General features: G+C 36.1%; 22 protein-coding genes. 20 read left to right on the plus strand and 2 right to left on the minus strand.

Annotated elements, in window-relative coordinates:
* The first annotated feature begins 88 nt into the window (after positions 1–88).
* The 10 genes from H4J52_RS07520 (at position 89) to H4J52_RS07560 (ending at position 6,296) form a co-directional block, all read left to right on the plus strand.
* Entirely contained in the window at positions 89–346 is a 258-nt protein-coding gene (locus H4J52_RS07520) for a pyocin activator PrtN family protein (RefSeq protein ID WP_182224444.1), read from the plus strand.
* A 69-nt stretch (positions 347–415) separates the two neighbouring features.
* The gene (locus tag H4J52_RS07525) at positions 416–613 is read left to right on the plus strand and encodes a hypothetical protein (protein WP_182224445.1); all 198 of its coding nucleotides are present in this window, start codon (positions 416–418) and stop codon (positions 611–613) included.
* On the plus strand, positions 610–1,755 hold the full coding sequence (locus tag H4J52_RS07530; protein WP_182224446.1) for a replication initiation factor domain-containing protein: 1,146 nt from the start codon (positions 610–612) through the stop codon (positions 1,753–1,755). The genes H4J52_RS07525 and H4J52_RS07530 overlap by 4 nt, the downstream gene beginning before the upstream one ends.
* A 3-nt stretch (positions 1,756–1,758) precedes the next feature.
* Positions 1,759–2,115 (plus strand): DUF1293 family protein, encoded by a 357-nt coding sequence (locus tag H4J52_RS07535; protein ID WP_182224447.1) that lies wholly within the window; start codon positions 1,759–1,761, stop codon positions 2,113–2,115.
* Between the two features lie 4 nt (positions 2,116–2,119).
* Positions 2,120–2,563, plus strand: a complete 444-nt coding sequence (locus H4J52_RS07540; protein ID WP_182224448.1) for a hypothetical protein — start codon at positions 2,120–2,122, stop codon at positions 2,561–2,563.
* Positions 2,564–2,619: 56 nt separating this feature from the next.
* Positions 2,620–2,754, plus strand: a complete 135-nt coding sequence (locus tag H4J52_RS19970; RefSeq protein WP_259367836.1) for a hypothetical protein — start codon at positions 2,620–2,622, stop codon at positions 2,752–2,754.
* A 163-nt stretch (positions 2,755–2,917) separates the two neighbouring features.
* Positions 2,918–4,267 carry a hypothetical protein gene (locus H4J52_RS07545; RefSeq protein ID WP_182224449.1) on the plus strand — a complete coding sequence of 450 codons (1,350 nt, stop codon included), beginning with the start codon at positions 2,918–2,920 and terminating at the stop codon, positions 4,265–4,267.
* 1 nt (position 4,268) lies between these two features.
* A complete protein-coding gene (locus tag H4J52_RS07550) occupies positions 4,269–4,586 on the plus strand; it encodes a DUF2523 family protein (RefSeq protein ID WP_182224450.1) in 318 nt (105 codons plus the stop codon).
* Position 4,587: 1 nt separating this feature from the next.
* Complete coding sequence (locus tag H4J52_RS07555) at positions 4,588–5,778, plus strand: zonular occludens toxin domain-containing protein (protein ID WP_182224451.1); 1,191 nt, start codon at positions 4,588–4,590, stop codon at positions 5,776–5,778.
* 365 nt (positions 5,779–6,143) lie between these two features.
* Positions 6,144–6,296, plus strand: coding sequence for a hypothetical protein (locus H4J52_RS07560; RefSeq protein ID WP_182224452.1), 153 nt, complete (start codon positions 6,144–6,146; stop codon positions 6,294–6,296).
* A gap of 942 nt (positions 6,297–7,238) precedes the next feature.
* Here the strand turns inward: H4J52_RS07560 and H4J52_RS07565 are convergent.
* A complete protein-coding gene (locus H4J52_RS07565; RefSeq protein ID WP_182224453.1) occupies positions 7,239–8,309 on the minus strand; it encodes a site-specific integrase in 1,071 nt (356 codons plus the stop codon).
* A gap of 110 nt (positions 8,310–8,419) precedes the next feature.
* Between H4J52_RS07565 and dusA the strand changes: the two genes are divergently transcribed.
* The 10 genes from dusA to H4J52_RS07610 all read left to right on the plus strand — a co-directional run bounded on the left by dusA (position 8,420) and on the right by H4J52_RS07610 (position 15,484).
* Complete coding sequence (dusA, locus tag H4J52_RS07570) at positions 8,420–9,430, plus strand: tRNA dihydrouridine(20/20a) synthase DusA (protein WP_182224454.1); 1,011 nt, start codon at positions 8,420–8,422, stop codon at positions 9,428–9,430.
* A gap of 275 nt (positions 9,431–9,705) precedes the next feature.
* Entirely contained in the window at positions 9,706–9,984 is a 279-nt protein-coding gene (locus tag H4J52_RS07575) for a hypothetical protein (protein WP_182224455.1), read from the plus strand.
* A 9-nt stretch (positions 9,985–9,993) separates the two neighbouring features.
* On the plus strand, positions 9,994–10,125 hold the full coding sequence (locus tag H4J52_RS19975) for a hypothetical protein (RefSeq protein ID WP_259366594.1): 132 nt from the start codon (positions 9,994–9,996) through the stop codon (positions 10,123–10,125).
* Positions 10,126–10,222: 97 nt separating this feature from the next.
* Positions 10,223–11,122, plus strand: a complete 900-nt coding sequence (locus H4J52_RS07580; protein ID WP_220460681.1) for a sulfurtransferase — start codon at positions 10,223–10,225, stop codon at positions 11,120–11,122.
* A 290-nt stretch (positions 11,123–11,412) separates the two neighbouring features.
* Positions 11,413–12,075, plus strand: a complete 663-nt coding sequence (gene pspA / locus H4J52_RS07585) for a phage shock protein PspA (protein WP_182177522.1) — start codon at positions 11,413–11,415, stop codon at positions 12,073–12,075.
* Between the two features lie 153 nt (positions 12,076–12,228).
* Positions 12,229–12,441, plus strand: a complete 213-nt coding sequence (locus H4J52_RS07590) for a PspC domain-containing protein (RefSeq protein ID WP_182177520.1) — start codon at positions 12,229–12,231, stop codon at positions 12,439–12,441.
* Between the two features lie 86 nt (positions 12,442–12,527).
* Positions 12,528–12,863: a hypothetical protein gene (locus H4J52_RS07595; protein ID WP_182177518.1), complete on the plus strand. Its 336-nt coding sequence runs from the start codon at positions 12,528–12,530 to the stop codon at positions 12,861–12,863.
* 373 nt (positions 12,864–13,236) lie between these two features.
* Positions 13,237–13,722 carry a copper chaperone PCu(A)C gene (locus H4J52_RS07600; RefSeq protein ID WP_182177516.1) on the plus strand — a complete coding sequence of 162 codons (486 nt, stop codon included), beginning with the start codon at positions 13,237–13,239 and terminating at the stop codon, positions 13,720–13,722.
* Between the two features lie 9 nt (positions 13,723–13,731).
* Positions 13,732–14,724 (plus strand): DUF2333 family protein, encoded by a 993-nt coding sequence (locus tag H4J52_RS07605; RefSeq protein ID WP_182177514.1) that lies wholly within the window; start codon positions 13,732–13,734, stop codon positions 14,722–14,724.
* A 13-nt stretch (positions 14,725–14,737) separates the two neighbouring features.
* Positions 14,738–15,484, plus strand: a complete 747-nt coding sequence (locus H4J52_RS07610) for a TIGR04219 family outer membrane beta-barrel protein (RefSeq protein ID WP_182224456.1) — start codon at positions 14,738–14,740, stop codon at positions 15,482–15,484.
* Between the two features lie 420 nt (positions 15,485–15,904).
* On the opposite strand, the gene H4J52_RS07615 is transcribed toward H4J52_RS07610, so the two are convergent.
* Entirely contained in the window at positions 15,905–19,333 is a 3,429-nt protein-coding gene (locus tag H4J52_RS07615; RefSeq protein ID WP_182223588.1) for a S8 family serine peptidase, read from the minus strand.
* Positions 19,334–19,448 lie beyond the last annotated feature (115 nt).

The raw sequence follows: 19,448 nt of genomic DNA on the forward strand, positions 1-19,448 counted from the left end.
TAATATCATTTTGAGACGTAACGGGACGGTTACTTGTCTTTGAGTCGTTTTGAACTGTTATAACCGCAAATAATTACATAGGTGTTGTATGAATACAAATTTTGCATTGCTCGCTAGGTTTCAAACACCAGTGATTGAACTGAAAAATGTCTGTGAAGAATTTTTCGGTATCAAGCCAAAAACAGCAGAGCAAAAAGCTAAAGGGTGCGATTTTCCAATTCCTACATTCAAATTACGAGATTCAGAACGTAGCCCTACATTAATAAAAATTGAAGACTTAGCGGCTTATATCGACAAACGCTATGCAGAAGCAGAAAACGAATGGAAACAAGTTCACAACCTTTAACGCCATTACTACTAAGTATCGCGTATCGGTAATAAAAAAACGAATAAAGAAATTTATTAAGTGACTTAAATGATTATCTATTACGAATACGAAAGGGTTTTAGGCGTTAACTCTACACATGATGATGATTCAGGTGTACGCCAATATAACTACTTTTCGTCACTGTCTAAATTCAAACAGTGGGTTTCGTATGAAATGGGTAATTCAGACGTAGTAGAAATCACAGATTCAAATTACCGACAATTAGTTCAAAAGGGGGTCATATGAAAAATGTTATAAACAATGCTTTATCACCTCTGGCTGATGAACTAATTAGTAAGCGCCTTATCGCAAAAAAAGACAATATCATTGTTGACCACTTAGCTTTTAGTTTTCCATTGTCACAGCTTCGTCATTGTCATAAAGCAGGTTTTGCAGGTTACAGCCCCAAAAACCAACCTTATTTCCCATTGCCTCCCAAGGTTGAAAACTCTGAGGGCAAGTCATTAGAAGAAATTGAAAGACATGCACTCTTTGTTAAAAAGCAACTGTCAGATTTCTATTTTAGAACCCTTAAAATTTTTGTTGATCATGTTCTTGGTTTTACCCTTTCCGCACCGAGGGACAAAGGTTTCCATGGCTATAGCAACTCTCTAACGATGAAATCACAAACGGGCGTTGATGTTGGCTTTATTGGTTTAGGTGGTCAACGAGATACGGCTTACATTCAAATTTCTGGTTTAGGGTGTAAAAACTTATTTGGCTATACCGATAAATTTAAACTTCATCATTGGCTTAATAGCGTGCTATCGATTTCTTTTTTGTCGCGTGTTGATTTGGCGAGTGATGATTACGACGGCATTTTTGATTGTGACTATGCGGACAAAGCTTATAGAGATGGCGCATTTAGAACAGGTAAGGGCGGCATTATGTCAGTCTTTAAAAACGCCAGTGAATATACCTATACCAAAGACTTTCAAAAAAACTTTGATGTTGAAATGGTCACGGTGGGTAAACGCACAAGTCCTATTTATTGGCGTATTTACAATAAGAAATTAGAACAAAAAATTGTGAATGAAGACCTTAATTGGTATCGCTCTGAGGTTGAATTAAAAAAATGGTCTGTTGATTGTTTGCTTGATGTTGACGCGACCTTTGCCGGTATTAATGTTTTTTCTCAAAGTATGGAAAATACACAAGGTATTCGTACCAAGTTCATGTCTCCAACGAAAGAGGCTTGTTTAGAATTAGCGAGTCGCGTTCGTTGGTTTCGTCATGCGGCCGGTCGTGCTTTGGGTGATGTTCTTGAGTTAGTTGGCGGTGATATTTCTAAAGCCTTCGGCTTACTTCTACCTGATGAAATATTGGGTGACAAATTGGGAATTCCTCCCACGTATAAGAAATTAATTAATCATGCACTGGAGTGTTAAAAAATGGCTATTGTAATTGCTGGTATTGGTATCACGCGTTTTCCTGAATCTAAGAACCCACATATTGAAAATGCAAAATTAGAAGTGTTGTATCCCTTAGAGGCGGTTGATTCGCCTAAGTTTCAACGTAAAGCGGCGGGTCGTACTACGTCAACCCCTTTTGGCAAGGAAGCCATCTCGATTAACGCGAAATATGCGCATTTGTTAATTGATTCTCAAGCGTTCGTCGGTGATAAGCAATATGACCTCAAATTCTCTTTTAATGATGACACGTTTGAAAATGAAGTCATTGAAATAACGCCTGTAGATGCTCAATTAAAAGAGCATTTTAACCTTAGCTTAAAGAATTTTAATAAGTAATCTAATGACTTACAGACAAGATTTCAATAAAGAGCAAGATGTTACTAGTTTTTGGCGTACTTTTTATGTTGAAAATCCTAGGGTCAATGTAATTTGTAGAAAGCGATTTCTTTTATCTTTTTTATTATTTCTTGTTTTTATTTCGTTTGATTCTGAATCGGCTGAATGTAGAGAGTTTAATTATTCATCTAGTAACGAGTCACCTTCTAGAAATTACGATGTTTACTACTCTGACGATTTACCTATAGAAACATGTGTTGAAACGGTCTTAATGACTGGTCTTGAGTATGCGAAATTAAAAATCTATGCAGACCAAAACACACAATTTACAGAAATAACTGGTGAAATGGCTTCGGCCTCATTCACTTTTGGAATGACTGGTTATTTGATTTTCTGGCTTATTGGTTACAAGCAAAGAATGGCTAAACAACTAATAAGACAGTTCTAAAAAATTCACTTAGTGGATAGGCAATTTTGCCAAAACTTAAAAAAAGGAATATCAACATGGCTGACGTATTTGCGGCAATCGATTTCACAACAGCAGCAGCAGCAATCACTTTGTTTATGGTTGCTTCAATCGGGATTAACATGGCGTTTAAAGCAGGTGTATTAGGTCGTCGCGCTGTTAAAGCTGTATAAGGTCTAGAATTTTGGCGGGTTTATTGTCCGCCCTTTTCTACGTCTGTTTGCTTATGTTCGGTGCGATGTGTGCTAAAGCGGCAACAGACGGGATATAGGGTTAAATTAAATGCTTAATTATGGCGTTATCATTAAATGGTATCGCCTTTTTTTTTGGTGGTTTATGAAATTTTTACTTTTTATTTTTCTTCTTTTTACGTCTTTTCATAGTTTTGCTGTTTATACAATTACTCAAGGTAGTTCATCTTGTACTATGCGGCCAGATTTAAGACAGCCCCTAATTGGAACCACTTACGCATCAAGACAAGACGCTATTGATGTTATAAAATCTATTAATTGGGCTTCAACAACCTGTGATTATTCTGGTTTTTCATGGTTATATTTTAAGGGTAATACCGTAACTATTAAAACTACTAATTCAAGGAATTCTACAGGTCTTAATTTTAATGGTACTAGCGGTTGTGATTTTAATGAATGTAAAACAATAGCAACCAATGAATGTGCAAGGACTCAAACAACATTAAACCAATCCAGTTATTTCTGGCGCAGTTCTGGAGATTATGACGCCTCCTGCAACGAGCCACCACCACCTGAACCCGTGAAAAATCCTGAAGAATGTGAAACTTTGAGTAATAACTCATGTTCTGTTCGTGGCGGTGTTTCTGACTTTACATTCACTGATAATAATAACTTTACATATGAATGTACTTTTACTTGTGGTGATGGTTCAACGGGTGACGAAAACGGGTCTCATTCTGGCAATACTGATGGTATTTGTAATGTTAATGACCCAAATGACTTGATTGATTGTGATGTTCCAATTACTGACCCTGAGTGTGTTGGGTGTGGGGCTTTTACGCCTGATGAAACAACCGACCTCCCTTATAATCCAGATGGTTCAACTGTCCCAGATGGTACTGGTACAGACGGTATCACAAGCTTGCAAGGTGACGTTTTAATTAATGAGGTTAAAAAGTTAAAAAATGAAAATGCAAAACAAACAATTAAATCAGCTAATGCTATTAGTGATGCTGTCGCTGATAATAATAATGAAGATAAATTACAAGGCATTATCGATGCTGTGAATAATTCTGGCTCAGGCTCTGTTGATGTTCCAAATTTAAACGAACTTATGCAAAATGATAATTCCAACGCCAATATGATCACTACTTCAATATCTGAGTTAACTGGTACTAATGATGTTGTTAGGAATAATTTGCCTTCAGATGGTTTGGTCGGTTTTTATGAATCTGAATATCCTTTGGGCGTTGAGGGTATGTTTAAAGATAAAGTTGAAGAATTTAAAGAGACAGAGTTCTATGTTTTTTTAGAGCAGTTTAAGCCAAATTTTGGGGGTACACCTCCTAACATGTCCTTTTGTATGAATTTTGGTAGTTACATGAACCTTGGTTGTTTTGACCTCGTTTTAGACCCAAGGATATGGCCTGCTTTAAAGATATTTATTTTAATTACTGCGGGTTTTACTTGTCGTAAAATATTGTTTGGAGGTTAACATGTTCGATTTTTTAACTGAAACTTATAACGAATTTCTTGATTTTTTATACCGACTTCTACTTTCCTTAAAAACTATTCTTCAAGATTTTTTTATCTGGGCATTAGAGCAATTAATGAATGTTGGCAAGTTGTTATTAGATAGTGTTGGTTCTTTAATGTCTGGCCTTAATGTTGCTCAGTATTTTGAGATGATACCGCCAGAAACGGGTTATTATCTAAACCTTTTGGGTGTCTCTCAAGCTCTGGGTATGATTGTAACGTGTCTTTCTATTCGTTTTTTTCTTCAACTAATACCGTTTGTACGTTGGGGTTCATAATATGATTAATGGAATTGCAGGTAAGCCAGGGGGAGGGAAAAGTTATGAGGCTGTTAAAAATCATGTCATTCCAGCCCTGGAACAAAAGCGTAAAGTAGTTACTAATTTACCGTTACAAATAGAACATTTTAAAGATGTTTATGGCGATGATGTAGCTGAACTTATAGAGGTTGTTGAGTATAATTTCCATGATTACGGAACAATTAGACCCTTTTCAAAAGCTGAAGATTTTCTTAAGTATGATGATTGGAAAAATGATAAGGGACAGGGCGTTTTCTTTGTTATAGATGAATGTCATTTATCTATGCCTAGTGGGAAGGTAACACCCCAAACAACAGCCCTTTTAGAATATCTGTCAATGCATAGGCATTATGGTCATGATATATTATTAATTACGCAGAATTTTAAAAAAGTTCATCGCGATATTAGAGATATGGTTAACTTGGTCTATCGAGCTATTAAGAAAAGTTTTAATGGCCAAGATTCTGAATATATCTTAAAAATCCATGAAGGTTGTACAACAACAGTTGTTAACACTAAAGAACGCGCTTATGAATCACATATTTTTAAGTTTTACAAAAGCCATACAATGTCTAATCAATCTGTTGTTGAAGCAACAACGCAAGACATTACGCCTTGGTGGAAGTCTGGCCTCATGTATAGCGCAATGGGTATGGGTGTATTGTTCATACTTGTTCTTGTCTGGTTCCTTACTTTAATATTTGGTTCTGATGAGGTTGATGAAACCGTAAGTCCTGAAGTTGTTAAAACTCAAGCTTTAAAAAATAAATCTGTTTCTTCCGATCTTATTCAAAGCCCTGTTAATAAACCTCCTCTTGGTCGTGACGTAGGCTCAAAACCTCCTAAACCTGTCAAAAATCCTGAGCAATTCGAAGAATACAAAGAAATGATAGAAAAAAGTAAGTCTTTCCATCCTTTTTACAAAGTTGACTTGGCTGTTTCTGGTTATGCTGAAGATTATAATTTTAAGGTTGTTTACTTTAGTGCTCGTCAAAATGGTCAGCATATATTTACTATTTCAACAAAAGACTTGGCGCTTGCTGGTTACTCTGTAAAAGTTCTCGGGGAATGTGCGGTTCTTATATCTTATTTTGATTATGAAGATTTCTTAACATGTAATTCTCCAACCCAGTCAGTGGCTGGTACTCAACAAGTCGCTTCCCTGAACTAGCGGCATTTTTTACAGGAAGGGGCCCGCGCAAGCGGGAAGGGCCCTGTAAATAAATTACGTTAGTTTTATGTGGTTTTTTTTAATTTGTTTCTATCGACTCGATTACAATCTTTTAAAATGTCTTTTTATTTTGAAATATTTTAATGAGTAACCAACAAACTTGTTTGGCGGTAGTTTTTTTAATTTTTACTTTAAATTAATTCTTTGAATTACTGATTTTTATTGATGATCGGGTATGTTGCCAAAAATACCCCGTACTGTATTACGGGGTATAACTCCTACTATTTCACTCGCTTCCAGCCATAACTTGTTATTTTTTGTTTTTAACATAAAATTAACACAAGAAATAACAGGGAATTTTACTTATGACGTCTAAAGAAATTGAACGGATGAATATCCTCTCTGAAAAAACACTTTCCCTAACGGCCACTCCAGAAGAACTCGCTGAATTTTATGAACTGCTTAATATAATGAAAAAGTCTGACACGCATAATATCGTTCTTGGATTGCCTCGTTGATATAATTAAGCCATAGAGCCTCTAATATATTAACGTAATTCTTGTTGGCGGTATAAGAAGACCTGTTTTTTACCTCTTCTCATTTAAACATACTCCCCTTGGGCGCTTTTTTCTTTGCCTATCATTTTGATGGCACTCTAAAAAACTCAGATAACGGCTTAATTTTTTTGAAATAGTATTTTACTTGTCATCTCAACAGCTCAAAAGTTTGGTTCTGGTGGTTTATTTGGGGTGTTTATCGTCTAATGTAGCTAAACGTACCAAATAGCAGGATAACTTTTATCGTTCATTTAGTCAGTGATCTGCCTAAAAATAGCAATCCATTGTTTTTATTGACTATTAATATTTTTCTTACATGTTTATTTTAAAAAGTATTAAATTTATTATTAAAAAATAATATAGTTCAAAACTAATTAAAAAAAATGTTGCGTTTTTGTAATATCAAAATTAAAAAGCATTGCTAAGTTAGTTGTCACTAACCTATCTTTTCCATCCAAGAAAGTTCTTAAAAATTGTTTTTTTTTACTGTTGCAAAAGCAAGCAAACCTCCTCACACTGTAAGCAGAAATGGAGTTAGGCTGATTTTCAGGCAAGAAAAAACCCTTGAAGTTGTCGAGACATTCAAGGGTTATATAGTCGATACAAGCCGAAGTAATTCGGAAGATGACATAGGTTTGCAAAGCCACTATATGTTTTTAGTGGTGCTGATTCAATAAAAATATTATTGGATGGTCTTCTTTCGATTATTTCTGATCTTTACGTTTTTAAAGTAAAAGGAGAAATATATGATATCTATTCAAATGAAAATGAAAATGAAAATGAAAATGAAAATTAATATCAAGATACCCAGCATATTTTATATTATTCAGTTCTGGATAATGTAATCTAAATAGAACCACCTTCGGGTGGTTTTTTATTTCAAAAGTTCTACTTTATGAATCTTTAATTATTGAATTTATCATGTAGCTTATGCGGGAATAACTGTGTATAAACTTGCCATAGAATATTAAGGTTTCTATGGCCAGTTACTTGAGCTACTTCTTCAATAGAGTAGCCTTGCTCAAACAGTCGACTTGCCCCTTCACGCCTCAAATCATGATAACGTAAATCTTCTATTCCTAAATCATTTCTTACTCTTTGAAACCCTGCGGTTACACTTCTTGAATTATAGGGAAAAATTAAGTCATTAGTTATAGGTTGTTTAGTAGCAATACTGAAAGATTCACCTAAGAGCGGGGCAATCATGTGATTACCTTCCTTTTTACGGGGATCTTTTCTGTCTCTAACAATAATCGTCTTATGCTCTAGGTTTAAATCGTCCCAGCGTAGTTTGCAAACTTCACCTATACGCATACAGGTTATAATACTGAAATCTAAAATATCTAAATAAGGAATTCTGACATGACCATTTGGTCTTTGATTTTCCCTTTCTTCTAGTCCAACTCTTAATTTATCGAGTTCAAGCTGTGTTGGCCTTCTTGTTCTTCTGTCACTTTTACCAATTAAACCCATATCAATGAGTGTTGGTATTGCTTCATCAAAAACTGAACAATTGGCTTCAATATCAAAAACTGGGTGAGCTTTTTTCATTACCGCACGTAAATAACAAATGTCATGATAAACGGTTGCTGGTTTCGCTCCTGCTAATTGTCTTATTCTACAATGTTCAATTAAGTCGCTTGTCTTTAGTTTGTTACTTTCAATACGAGCTAAATCACAGTCCCTCAGCATTTGTATAACATAGCGTTTAGTTCTACCTGTTTTTTCCCACAAATTTATATCATCAATATACAAATCTAATAATGCATTCAAAGGAATAGTTTTATGAATACCTATCTCGTTATTTTCTATTTCTTGAATACGTTTTTTAGCAAATGTACGAGCTAATTCTTTTTTACGGAATGTTTTGGATTCTCGGTGTATAATCGCGTTGTTTTTTTTAACTACAATTTCACAACGATAGCTTAATTCGCCATTTGCTCTAGGTCTTTTTGTTATCGTAAATGATGCCATCTAAAATCCTACTCTTTTATGGTGTACATATGGTGTACCGTACATGGAAATCGACGGTAATTCAAAGAAATTCATGGTAATTTATACAGTACTTATTTCAAGGTAGTAACATGTCAATCCCAGTAAAACCGCTAAACTCAGCTAATCCCATCGATCACCGACTTTCCGTTGCACCCATGCTCGATTGGACAGACCGCCATTGCCGTTACTTCTACAGAGTTATGTCAAAACACACCGTGTTATATACAGAAATGATAACGACAGGCGCAATTATTTTCGGCAAAGGTGACTATCTATCTTTTAACAAGGAAGAACATCCTTTAGCCTTACAACTCGGTGGTAGTGACGTTAAAGCCATGACTGAGTGCGCAAAAATGGCTGAGCAATATGGTTATGATGAAATTAATATCAATGTTGGTTGTCCATCTGACCGTGTTCAAAATGGTCGGTTTGGTGCGTGTTTAATGGCTGAACCCTCGTTAGTTGCTGATTGTGTAAATGAAATGCAGGCAGCCGCAAATGTTCCTGTTACCGTAAAATCGCGTATTGGAATTGACGATAACGACAGTTATGAGTTTTTGCACAACTTTATTGATGTTGTAGCGCAAGCTGATTGTAAGCATTTTATTATTCATGCACGTAAAGCTTGGTTAAGTGGCTTAAGCCCTAAGCAAAATAGGGAAGTACCACCGCTTGATTATGGTCGTGTATATCAAATCAAGAAAGACTTTTCACAATTGCAAATTTCAATTAATGGCGGTATTAAAACCTTTGCTGAGGCGAATGAACATTTAACGCATATTGATGGTGTAATGATTGGTCGTGAAATATATCAAAATCCCTATATGTTAGTTGAAGCTGATAATGCTATTTATCAAAAGAATACTAATATGCTTTCTCGCGCACAAATAATTGAAGAGATGGCGCGCTATATTGATATGCATATTGCCAATGGCGGACGTGCTTGGCATGTTGTTCGCCATATGCTCGGGTTGTGTAATGGTTTAGCTGGCGCTAGGCAGTTTCGTCGCTACTTAAGTGAGCAGTGCAGTGGTAATGAGGTAACTAGCCAAGTTCTTTTCAAAGCTTTTGCTCTGGTTACTCTACCTGCTAGCGAGTAAAATATCTCTTGTGTTCCGATTTTGGGAATTAGCTTCCCTAAATCGGGATATTAGTTATTTGTTAGTCTAGCCATAATTAACGATTTAATCGCAATAATTGTTAAATGTTGGTTTTTTTAACCACTCACCTCTAATTTAATCATAAACTCTTGTTTTTCGACAAAACTCAAAAAAATAAATTCATTAAAAATCATGATCTTAATTTTTTTTTGATCTCTGGCACAACCTTTGTAATAGATATTGCGACTTAACTATTATAAAACTTGGAGAACAAAATGAAAACTTTACTTATTACCACTTTAACAACGGCTTTATTATCTTTCAATAGCTTTGCAGGCGACAATGCTGATATTAAAAACATGGCTAGTCTGATGGCTAAAACAGGTTTACATCAACTTAATACGCAATTAAAGATCAATACAAAAGCTAAAACCCAGCAAGCTATTATGACCCTGGCTTTAACAACTAATAATAATGCTGCCATTTTAGTTGCAAACATTCCCACTAAAAATAATGCTCAAATAAAGCATACAGCTCAAGTTATGGATGAGTAAGGATTGATTATGCCAAGCTTAGCGCTTATTTTTACACTATTGATGTTACCTGCTGTGTTCTTATTGCTAGCATCGGTGGTCGTAAGCCTATTAGAAAGTAGTCATGAGCAACAACTTATTGATGAACAAGCTGTAAGTTAAGCGCAGGGGATTTGTTGTACCCTGCTAATTTATATTGCCTAATCAACTGTACATATATCAATTAATTCGTTATTTTTTAAGTCTTATTCAAAAATGAATGACACTAACTATGCTTTCGGCTTATCAGCAAATAGTATCGTGCCAACAATTGCATGATTTACTTTTTTCTACTAACAATTTAACAGTAGATCCTAAAAAACAACCTTCGAACATTATTCTTCTCGATGCGAGTATACCTCCTGTTGGTAAAATGCGCTCTCCGGTAAAGCACTGGCCAAATTTTGCGTTGCCAAATGCCAAACGATTCGATTTAAATAAAAACTTTTCTGATTTATCAAATTCATTACCCCATACAATGCCAAGTGTTGAATACTTTCAGCAACAAGCGCAGGCGCTAGGTGTGATGAATGATAGCCAAATTATTGTCTACGATGACCAAGGCTTATTTTCAGCTGCACGTGCCTGGTATATGTTTAGAGCCATGGGGCATAAAAATGTTGCGGTACTTGACGGCGGTCTACCTGCATGGCTTGAATTAAACTACCCCGTTTCATCAGGCTTATCTTACCCTACTGAAATTGGTAACTTCACTGCGAAGTTTTATAAAGAATATTTCTGTAGCAGCCAAGATATATTCCAGCAGCTTGATACTACCGAGCTTCTTGTTATTGATGCCAGGGCAAAGGATCGTTTTGAAGGAAAAGTTGCAGAGCCACGTGAAGGGATTCGAAAAGGACACATTCCTCGCTCGGTAAATTTACCTTTTAGTGATCTATTGAAGAATGGTTTGCTGCTCCCAAAGAATATTCTAGAGGAAAAGTTTAAAAAAATTAATCCACAAGATAAACTGATGATCATGAGTTGTGGCTCTGGTGTAACCGCTTGTGTTTTAGCATTAGTCGCGGAAATGTGCGCTTATAAAAAGTTGCAAGTGTACGACGGTTCATGGAGTGACTGGGGCGGGGATCATCAACTTCCCGTGGTAACGTCTAAATAATGCCATTCTTAGTTAAAAAATAGACACCTTTCTCACGTGGTCAAATTAACCATTTTATTTGTTAATTTGACCCCATCTTCGCCTGACATATTATGTCTGTATTTTTTTTGTGAGTTATAAATCTAGTAAATTCTTTGTTAATCAATTGTTTGATTTGTTTTTGCTTAGTTGGCATGTCACTTGTAATAGAAGACATAGTAGCAAGTTAAGCGTTAACTCATTGAGCTGACACTTAACGAGCCATTACATTAAAAACCAAATAGAAGCGCATTTGCGTAGGAGAATGGATTATGGGCATGTTTTCACGTTTTACAGATATTATTAACGCTAACCTAAACAATATATTGGATAAAGCCGAAGACCCTGAAAAAATGGTTAAATTGATCATTCAGGAAATGGAAGAAACTTTGGTTGAAGTACGCTCTACTGCAGCTAAAAATATTGCCGAAAAGAAAACGTTGATGCGCCAAATCGCCTCATTAGAAACAAGTATAAAAAATTGGCAAGAAAAAGCAGCATTAGCGATTAGTAAAGACCGTGACGATCTTGCGAAGTCAGCGCTGCATGAAAAACAAAAATGTCTAACACAAGTCTGTGAATTGCAGCATGAATTAGCACAGCTTGATGTATTTCTTAGTGCGGTTCAAGAAGACGGTCAACGGTTACAAGAAAAGCTGCAAGAAGCTAAACGTAAGCAAGATGCTTTCGTATTACGTCAAGCATCGGCTGAAGTCCGTTTGAAAGTTCGTGAAAGAGCAATCGTTTATAACATTGATGATGCGATCAGCAAATTTGAACGATACCAACAAAAAATTGATCGAGTAGAAGCTGAAATAGAGTCGTATGACTTTACGAGCAATAAAGATCTCGAAAGCCAATTTCGTGACTTAGAGACAGATGAAACGATTGATCAAGAATTAGCAGACTTAAAAAAACAAGTCGTTAATGGCTAAGGGTAAATTTATAAGATTTTAAGGAGCATCACATGATACAGGAAAATGACTATTTTATAATTATCATGTGTTTGGCTCCGGTACTCACTTTTTTTGTTAGTGCAGTATTGTTAACTATTTTAAAACATAGCGGTTGGAATTGAGGAATAAATGATGAGCTATCAACGTGAGTATTCAGTAAAAAAAACCTTAAAGAAAGATGTTTCACACAAAAAATTATCGGGTGTTTGTGCCGGTATTGCAAAATATTATGAGTTACCAAGAATAGCAATACGCATTGCCGTCATTGGAGCATTGATTATTTTCCCGCTAGCAACTGGGGTTGCTTACGTTGTGGCCGCAATATTATTACCCACAAAAGATTAATGTGAAGCAATACGCCTTAGCGGTATGTAAGCGTAATATTTACATTTAACTGACTAACAAGACAATAAAGAAAAGCAGGAGGGACTATGTCATTTTTTAAATCGTTTATGTTAGCTATTTTTGCCACTTTATTTTTAACCTATGTGTTAGGAATAAGCTTTATCGAAATGTTTAATGTTGATCTTTATGTTGGTGAAGAGCTAATAGAGCCAATACAGGCCATTAGTGTTTCAGCAATTATTATGGTTATTTTAGTTATTTTGGCATTCACGATCGTGATGAGTGTTTTTGGTTCCTTAATTTTTATAGGATTGATGATTTTTGGTGCCCTTGCTATGGTGATGATTGGCGTTTTTTGGCCTGTTATTTTTATTGCTTTTGTTATTTGGTTATTAACACGTGATAAAAAACAAATAGCATAAAAATGAAAGAGTCAGTAAGTGTGGTTGACTCTTTCGACATGTTAATTGTTAGTGATGTTGTCTTTATAAAAATTGGGCTAAAATACTTCTACACTCGTTAGTTTTAACAAGCGCTTAAATGCTCGGTCTTGGTTAGCTATGACTTGAGGCATAGCCGGCTCGGCATGTTGTTTCATCAGTCTTCTATTGGTCATGACTAAATCTGCGGTAACTGAGCGATGACATTAGCAATATCACGGACCGTTTTTAATAAAATTTCAGGTAAAAGCGTGATTGTTTTCTTGGGTAATAATTATATTATCCATTTTGCTCCAGCTTAGTTACAATGTTCATGCAATTAAAATCATCAGTCTAAAAGGAAGTATAGCGAGAAATGAATAAAATATGTTTAATAGCAATTGTCTTATCTTTTACTTTATTTAATATAAGCAGTAATGCCCTCGCTGTTGAGCACAACAGCAATATTATTATTGAAGCCCCTTATGTGAGAGCGAGCATACCAGGCACCGATATAACTTCAGCCTACATGTCGATTGAAAATAAAAATAATGAAGCGTTAACTTTAACGGGTGTAAGTGGCTTGTTCGCCGATAGAATTGAAATTCATCAACACACTATGAGTAATGGTATGATGAAAATGCGACAAGTAGAACAGTTGGTTGTTAATGGACAAAGCAAAGTGATATTACAGCCTATGGGTTATCACTTAATGATATTCAGTGTAAAAAAAGCTTTGTTACCTGAAGAGGAAGTTTCATTAACATTGCATTTTAAGCAGCAAAAGGATCTTGTAATAACCATTCCTGTACAAAGTATCAAGCAGGAAAAACCAGCTAAAAAGCAGCATCACCACCACTAGGAGCTCAACATGACGACTAAATTCTCAAGTAAAACCTTTATCACGATTTTTTTAGCCCTTATTGTCTCCTTTTATTTTTTAGGGGTTTATTGGAGTTTTGAGCCAGAACAACTTGATATTAGAGCTGAAGTCACTCGCGATGCCGCCGCCGAGGGTGTAAGCCCTGTTGTTGGTTATACCACCACAACCGCACTGATCCGAGTAACAGAAACATTACTAAATAAGCAAGGTGGTTATCTTTCAAATGATGCCCTGCCTCCTTCAGTATTTCTAGATAATATCCCTGCGTGGGAATTAGGCGCTCTTGAAATGTCGCGAGATATGGCACTTGTTATGCGTCAAGAATTTAGTCGATCGCAGTCACAGTCAATAGAAAACAAGCACTTAAAAGTAGCACAACCCCAGTATAATATTGACCACAAAAGTTGGGCAATGCCAAGTGCCGAAAGTGAATACAATAAAGCAATTAACGAATTGTACGCCTACCGTAAAGCATTAAGCGATGTTAATAGTCAAACCGCACAGTTTTATGCACGCTCAGATAATTTACGTGATTGGATCCAAGAAGTGAATAAGCGTTTAGGCAGCTACTCTCAGCGATTAAGTGCAAGTGTTGGACGTGAGCAGTTAAATACTGACTTAGCGGGCGACAGTGAGGCTCAACAATCAACATATACTCAAGCTAGCGTTGTGTTAAAAACGAGTTGGTGGAAAATTGATGATGAATTTTACGAAGCACGTGGAGCATGTTGGGCGTTATTACACTTTTTACGAGCTGTAGAGATTGATTTTAATGACGTTTTAGAGAAGAAAAATGCTAAAGTAAGCGTACAGCAAATTATTAGAGAGCTAGAAGCAAGTCAAGAATCCATATGGAGTCCGATGATTCTTAATGGCGATGGCTTCGGTTTATTAGCTAATCATTCTTTAGTCATGGCAAATTATATTTCGCGTGCTAATGCAGCACTAATTGATTTAAATGACTTGTTAAGTCAAGGATAATAAAGGATTAAACATGAAAAAAACAGCATTGGCCGTACTTGTTACCGGTTTACTTTCAACATCTGTTATGGCTGATACCATTGCAGGACTTTATATTGGTGGGTCAATATGGAGTAATGAAGCTACGGGTACTTTTGGTGAAAACAATAACTTAGTTGATTTTAATTTAAAAGATCAAGAGCAAGGTTCTTTCTATATCGCTTTGGAACACCCTTTACCGCTTATACCAAATTTAATGATTGCCTCAACAACATTAGACACCGATGGTTCTACTGTTTTAACGCAAAATTTTGAGTTTGAAGGGCAAACTTTTAATTCAACAACACCTGTTGAAAGCACGTTTGATGTTAGCTATGTTGATTACACGCTATATTATGAACTCTTTGATAATGGCATTTTATCTTTTGATTTTGGTTTAACCGGTCGTGATTTTGATGGAGATATAACGGTTGCATCATCAAGTGAAAGTGCAAAGCTGGCTGTAACTGAAATAATTCCAATGCTCTATGTTTCAACCATTATTGGCTTGCCAGGTACGAGCTTTAACCTTTTTGCTAATGGTAACTTGTTATCAATAGATGACCATAAATTGTATGACTACCAAGTCGGTGTAAGTTATAAATTGATTGATAATTTAGCTGTTGATGTGAACTTAACCGTTGGTTACCGAGCGGTAAAACTTGAACTTGAAGACTTAGATAATTTATATACAAACATTGACTTTAAAGGGGCTTTTGCTGGCGTTGTTGTTCACTTTTAAAAAATTATTTTATAGCACTTAAATCCTGCAAAAAATATATTGATAGTTTTAATTAATGGCCAGTAGCTTAAGCTTCTGGTCTTTTTTTATTTTAAATTTTATTTTCAATTTAAGGTTATTTTATGGCTAAGTTCATCATTTATTTTCTTGCGAATAAATGTGTTTAGCAAATGAGAATGAACAACAGCTTGCTCTATTTTAATTCTTTTAACTAGTATTGATGGATTAATCTGCACGACTAGCGTTTATTGTGATTTAGACTTATTTGATAGCTTCTAACTAAAAACCTGAATACGCTTTGTGTTATTAGTTAATATGTTTGGTGATGTTGTTATTAAGTCCTATACATGTAAACAGGATTAAAAAAAGGCTTTTGATCATCATCAAAAGCCTTTTTTACTTTACTCTATATCACTATTGTTACTTTTTCTTACGACGTAACAAAAGAGCTGGGATTAGTAATAATGACATCCAACCTGTTGAACCACCAGAGCTAGATTTTTTGGGTTCTACTACCGGTACTACAGCTGGTTTTGGTTGCTCAGAAGCTTCATCTTTTAAGTTATTCACATTAACGGTAACTAATACAGCATCAGAGACATTACCGACACTATCAATAGCATTTACTTCTAATGTTATAACTGTTAATCCAGCATCATAATCAAGTAGTGTTGAGTCAGCTACTTTAATTGTTCCATCACGTTCCATCATTACAGCAACTGATGATGATGACTGAATGAAGTATTCTGCAACAGGGCTAGTATATAAATCTGGGTCTGTAGCAATAACATTCCCAATAACAGTGCCATCAGCCGTATTTTCGTCAACAGAGAATGATTGGTCCGGTGTGACAACTGGAGCAACACCTTCTTCTTGTGTTGGCTTAGCTACTAACGGGTGTGAACCTGAGTCAGATAACATAACAAAATCTTGTCCAGATGTGAGTAAACGAGCTGTTTCACCAACAGCAAGTATTTCAACTTCTTCTCTTTCATCGTCAATAAGTCTTACCGCTTCATTTGATAAGGCAAAATCAACGCCTGTTGCTGTTGCTAAATCTAGACCAGTGTTGTTATAGAAGTCACGAAGAGAGTCTGAAATACGGAATCTAACGGTAGCATCTACAGAACCAAGATCAGTTGCACTTAAACCAACATCTTCAATACATGACTGTATTGTTACAAAGTTATTACCAGAAGTGAAAAATACATCGCCTACTCCACCACTGAAGCTACCCCATCTTGATGTAAATGAAACTATAGCCCCTGCTGGGAAATTTCCAAAAGCTGAATAATCTAATGCTTGTGCAGAATATTCAAATATTCCATCAGAATTCATATCAAAGTCAGCATAAAAACCACCGGCAACAGTTGATGTAAAACCATCCGCCATTGTGAAAGTAGTAAAAATAGCATAACCACTTGCACAATATTCAACAGGAACATCAAGTACTTCAATTGAAGCTGCTTGTAAGTCTAAATAAGCACTATCACCAACTTCATCTTCTGCAGTTAATGGAACTGCAAATGCTTCTAGATCTTTAATACCAGTGTTAGTGATAAATCGTTTAACACCTTCGTCTGTGATAACCGCAGTAACTTCTACAGATGCCGACGCTTTTGGTAGTAAGTGATATACAAGATGGAAGTTTTCTTCGCCATCAGTGAAAACTAATGCACCATCAAACTCTAATGTTGTTAAGTCATCAGAACCACTTGGCGAAGCAAGTTTATCAGACGTTAATGTCCACTCATGTAGTTTTGCTGGATCTACTGTTAACGATACATCAATATCGATAGAGCCACCAGCAGGTACAGTAACACTTGCCGGGTAACTAAAGCTAATGGCACCGGTTGCCGTATCATCAGCAAAACGCTCATCTAAAGAGAGTGAGTAGTTCTTTGCACTTGAAGTAAAGTTTTTGATTGTAACCGTTTTAGTCACTTCTTCAGTTGCTGAAAGATTCATCAATCCATAAGCAAGAGCAGCTTGTTTCGTATTTTTATCCCAAGCAGCAACAGGAAGTTTTGATGCTTTTTCTACATCAACTAAACCTGCACCTATAAAACTAATAGGAGCAAGAGCTGCTTCAGGGTCAATAGAGCGAGGCTCCATAGTGATATCTAAATTAGCCGAGTTCATCAATGTTGCTTTAATTTCAAGAGAGGTTCTATTAGGTAGTGCTTCTCTTAACAATGCCATAGCACCGGCAGTCATTGGGCTTGAAAATGAAGTGCCACTGATAGGTGTTAAACCTGTTCCTGTTCCTGGTTCTGCAGTTAAAATGTCAACACCCGGAGCCGTTATTTCAGGCTTTAACCAACCATCAGAAGATGGACCGCGTGAAGTAAATGAGGCGATTGCGCCAGCTGTTGTTATTGCCGTTGAAGAAAAAGAGAAAGTAACAGCGTCATCACCCGCTATTGCTTCTTTTATTGCAACGCCATCTTCAAAAGAAATACCTACAGATGGAATTGTCGCATTATCATCTGCGCCACCTAAACCAACAGGTCCACCTTCTGGAATGTTATTAGCGATAATTACAAAGACAGCACCTTTACTTTGTGCATTTATTACTTTAGTTGTGAAATTACAAGCACCACGGTCGATAAGTACAACTTTACCCGTAAAGTCTGTACCGTCTGCGAAAGGGTCACATGCTGTTTGGTTTGTATCAGTATATACAATCGAACTATCGGCATCTGTAAAAGAGAACACGATATCTTTATTAAAGCCAGCGGCATTTGCATCAATTGTTGCACTATTAAAGCTTGAAACAACAAGCCCTGACTCTACTGTTGGGTGAGTCATAGCACCAACAGACATCACATTTTTAGTTGTACTTGGACCACCCACAATAAACGGAGTTGCACCATCATTACCTGCAGATATAGCAACACTTACACCTAACATTGCTGCTTTATCAAGTAATTCTTGTACTGCACCACCTCTAGTTGTACCAAAATCTCCACCAAGAGACATATTGATAACGTCAACACGGTCTGCAATGTCTCCATCACTATTTGGATCCATTGCCGCTTCTAACGCTAGTAATTGAGCTAAACCGGGACAACCGCTCTCACATACTTTGTAAACGTATAATTCAGCTTCTGGAGCTAAACCAAGAACAGAATGAGAGACATGGGTACCATGAGATGTGCCATAATCGATCGGATCATTGTCGTAATCAATGAAATCATAACCACCAATAACGCTACCTTGTGGCCAAACGGGTAAGTCAGCAGTATCGGCAGTTGCTTCTGCATATGCTTCAACAGTACCTGCGCCGCCCATAGCTGCATGAGTATAATCAACACCAGTATCAAGAACTGCTACGCGTATACCTTTACCTGTTGCTACACCAGAAGTTACTAGCGCAGTACCTTTCATGTACTGAGCACTTGCTTCGACATTTAATTCATAATCATAAATAGGTAAAATATCTTTAACCGAAGGGTTGTTAAGTAACTCTTTAAATAATACAGGGTTGCCTTTTACGACAATACCACTTACTAAATTTTTAGTTTGAGCAAGAATTTCAATATCTTGTGATAATGCGTTTACAGCAGCAATAACATCTTGTTGTGTTTTGTTAATGTTTATAGTCGCTTGAGTTGAAGCAGACGGTGTCAAAAAGCCATTTAAAGAACGCTCAGATAAAGAAGGAGTATTTAACTTTATTAACCAAGTAGTAGGTTTCTGTGCCAAATCTTCTAATTTTACTTTACCTGATTTCATAGCAACATTAGGTTGATTTGTAAAATTATATTTCTGGTACTTTTCTGCGGCAAAAGCTGTCACTGTTAAGCTTGATGTAATCGCGATAGCTAGTAATGTTTTATTTAGCATTTTTTATCCTTGTCATGTTTATTAATAATTATTGTTTTTATTTGGTTTTGATGTATATTTTTTATGTAAATTTTTGATGTAAATTTTTTGACGTGAAGTCGGTTAATATATTCAC

It is taken from the genome of Colwellia sp. MB02u-14, assembly GCF_014076915.1.
Classification (GTDB): domain Bacteria; phylum Pseudomonadota; class Gammaproteobacteria; order Enterobacterales; family Alteromonadaceae; genus Colwellia_A.